Annotated in this window: 5 protein-coding genes; all 5 read right to left on the bottom strand. The window is 45.9% G+C overall.

Annotation, left to right across the window (positions count from 1 at the left end; genetic code table 11):
• Nucleotides 1-321 (bottom strand): 2-iminobutanoate/2-iminopropanoate deaminase (ridA, locus tag C1T29_RS00300; RefSeq protein ID WP_208945583.1); only part of this gene is annotated, 321 nt, incomplete at its 3' end.
• Between the two features lie 17 nt (nucleotides 322-338).
• A complete protein-coding gene (purR, locus tag C1T29_RS00295) occupies nucleotides 339-1,172 on the bottom strand; it encodes a pur operon repressor (protein WP_020449806.1) in 834 nt (277 codons plus the stop codon).
• Between the two features lie 56 nt (nucleotides 1,173-1,228).
• On the bottom strand, nucleotides 1,229-2,098 hold the full coding sequence (ispE, locus tag C1T29_RS00290) for a 4-(cytidine 5'-diphospho)-2-C-methyl-D-erythritol kinase (protein WP_023855979.1): 870 nt from the start codon (nucleotides 2,096-2,098) through the stop codon (nucleotides 1,229-1,231).
• Between the two features lie 295 nt (nucleotides 2,099-2,393).
• Nucleotides 2,394-2,579: a small, acid-soluble spore protein, alpha/beta type gene (locus C1T29_RS00285; protein ID WP_003178189.1), complete on the bottom strand. Its 186-nt coding sequence runs from the start codon at nucleotides 2,577-2,579 to the stop codon at nucleotides 2,394-2,396.
• A gap of 156 nt (nucleotides 2,580-2,735) precedes the next feature.
• Nucleotides 2,736-2,892: Veg family protein (locus tag C1T29_RS00280; protein WP_208945582.1), on the bottom strand; the 157-nt coding region annotated here is incomplete at its 5' end.

Genomic DNA, 2,892 nt, shown 5'->3' with positions numbered 1-2,892 from the left:
CACCTCAACACATGATCTCGCCGGTTTGTGGGTATCGAAGTACTGTCCGTAAACTTCATTCACCTCTGCGATCTGATTCATATCCGCCAAAAACACAGTTGATTTGACGACAGTCTCCAGAGAGGCGTTCGCTTCTTTCAGCACGGCTTTTAAATTGCGGAAAACTTGATGCGTCTGTTCTGTGATGTCTCCAGTCACCATTTCACCCGACGGGGTCAGTGGAATTTGCCCTGAACTGTAAAACATATTATTGACAACAATTCCTTGTGAATACGGTCCGATCGCCGCCGGTGCTTCTTTTGTCTGAACAACCTTTGTCATCTCAAACTCCCCATTTCCTATTCATTGTCTGCAAAAAAACGCTGAAAGTTTCCGTTTTGGATTTCCACCTTTTTTTCCTTCATATCAATTTCAGAAAGAGTCAAAAGGGACATGTACTCATCGACCAGCCGCTCCTTGACTCCCTGAGCCTCCACAAGAACACCGATGCCTGCTACATGGGCATTGAATTCCTCGAGAAGATTGATCATACCGTTGATCGTTCCTCCCGCTTTCATAAAGTCGTCTATAATCAAAACGCGCGAGCCCGTCTGCAAGTTGCGTTTTGCAAGAGACATCGTCTGAATGCGGTTGGAAGATCCAGACACATAGTTAATGCTGACCGTTGAACCTTCAGTTACCTTATTGTCTTTTCTGACGACCACCGTCGGCACATCAAGGTAGCTGGCTACCGCATATGCCAGAGGAATTCCTTTTGTCGCCACCGTCATCACGACATCGATCTCCCTGTCTGAAAAAGCTGAAGCAAAAATCTTGCCGGCCTTCGTTAATACAGAGGGCTTGCCAAGGATATCGGTTAAATACAAATATCCGCCGGGCAATATCCGTTCCGAATCGATCAATGACTCACCGAGCGACTTTACAAATTCCTCCGCTTCATCGCGTTTTACCTTTGGAATGTATTTAACGCCGCCTGCTGCTCCCGGCACGGTCTGAAGCGTCCCGATCCCCTGCTGCTCGAAGGTCTGCTTAATAATGGTTAAATCTTCACTAATGGATGATTTAGCAGATTGATACCGTTCTGAAAAGAAGGTTAATGGCACTAAGACATGCGGATGGGTCAACAAATAATTTGTCAGATCCACCAATCTGCCGCTTCGACGAAACTTCATGCACTTACCTCCAAAATCCGAATATTTTTAAAAATAATATAACTTAACATACGGATTTAATCAAGTTCATTTTGTTCTCCGATCATCCGCACCGCATAAACCTGATCGCAAAACCCTCTTAATCCGTTATAGATTCTTTGTACTTTTGATTCGTATTGAACCAATCCGAACACAGTGGGGCCGCTCCCGCTCATCAGCACAGCATCGGCGCCAAACCGCTTCATTTGATTTTTGATCATCGCGACTTCGGGATGCATATTCAATGTAACAGATTCGAGAACATTGCCGAGTTTGTCGCACATTTTTTGAAAATTCTTCTCTTCGATCGCAGAAATCATACCTTGAACATCCGGATGTTCAATCTCATCGACTTTTAGCTGCTTGTACACTTCTGCAGTTGATACGCCGATCGTCGGCTTTGCCAGCACAACCCAGCAGTGCGGCGGAGTCTCGATATGACGGATTTTCTCTCCTCTTCCCGTTGCAAGAGCCGTTCCTCCATGTACGCAAAAGGAGACATCAGATCCGATCTCAGCGCCAAGCTCAGCCAGTTCATTCATCGAAAGCTTCAAATCCCACAGCCGGTTCAGCCCTCTGAAGACGGCAGCCGCATCGCTGCTTCCTCCCGCAAGCCCCGCAGCAACGGGAATCACTTTCGTAATAAATATAGAAACACCTTTTTTAATGCCGTATCGTTCTTTCATGAGCATTGCAGCCTGATAAGCAAGGTTTCGCTGATCGTCGGGAACAAAGCGGTTATGCGAGGAAACCGTTACTTTATCTTCTGCCATCTCGGTTAATTCAATCCGATCCGCCAAATCAATTGTCGTCATGACCATCTCTACTTCATGATACCCATCTGGACGTTTGCGGCGAACGTCGAGCGACAAATTAATTTTAGCCGGCGCCTTCTCTAAAATACGCAATCCATTCACCTACTTCTCCATCTAAACATAAGTATCCACATTGTAACATATTTTGAAGTACAGGACGTACAAATGCATGCGTTACGGCAGGACGCCGCGCCTTTAGCATGCGTTCATCCTTCCAAGTACAAATGCATGCGCCCGTGCAGGACACCGCGCTCTTAGCATGCGGTCATTCCCGCAGATCGCGATTGCCCCCTTCAGCGAATCCTCAAGGCGTTTGCAGCACCAGATCGGCTGAATGCAGATCAATGAAAAAAACGGAGGACAGAAGCGCCCTCCGTATGTCACTGTTTTAATGATTTTGCTGGTTTTGAGCCATATGCTGTTCGGCTAATTCAATGGCCCTCTTCACCATGTTACCGGCGTCTCTGGCCCGAATTCCGCCCCAGCCCTCGGTTTTTACCGTGTCGTAAAATCCAAGATCCTTAGCCAATTCATTTTTGAATTCCTCTGACATGATGCTTCGACGTCTGCCCATGCGAAACAGCCCCTTTCAAGTATCATACCATCCGTCTGACTCATCATAAAACAAGTGACATGTATTAGCTTTGCTCGATTTGTGCAGAACTTCCCCGAAAAATTCTGGATAAAAAAAGGCAAAACAAAAAGCAGCAAACATAAAGTCCGCTGCTTATTAAAGGGCTACTGAGCTGGTTTTATCATCAGAAAATCTCAATTCAACCGTCTCAGTAAGAATATCCGCATAACTGAATGAAACTCTTTCAAACGAATTCTCGTCTTGATCTAGTTGTATCACAAAAACAGAAGGGTACGTCTCAGCTAAAATGCCC

The sequence above is a fragment of the Bacillus sp. MBGLi79 genome, from assembly GCF_002953915.1.
The sequence above is the reverse complement of the archived record's forward strand: the minus strand, read 5'-3'. Positions and strand labels throughout refer to the sequence as shown.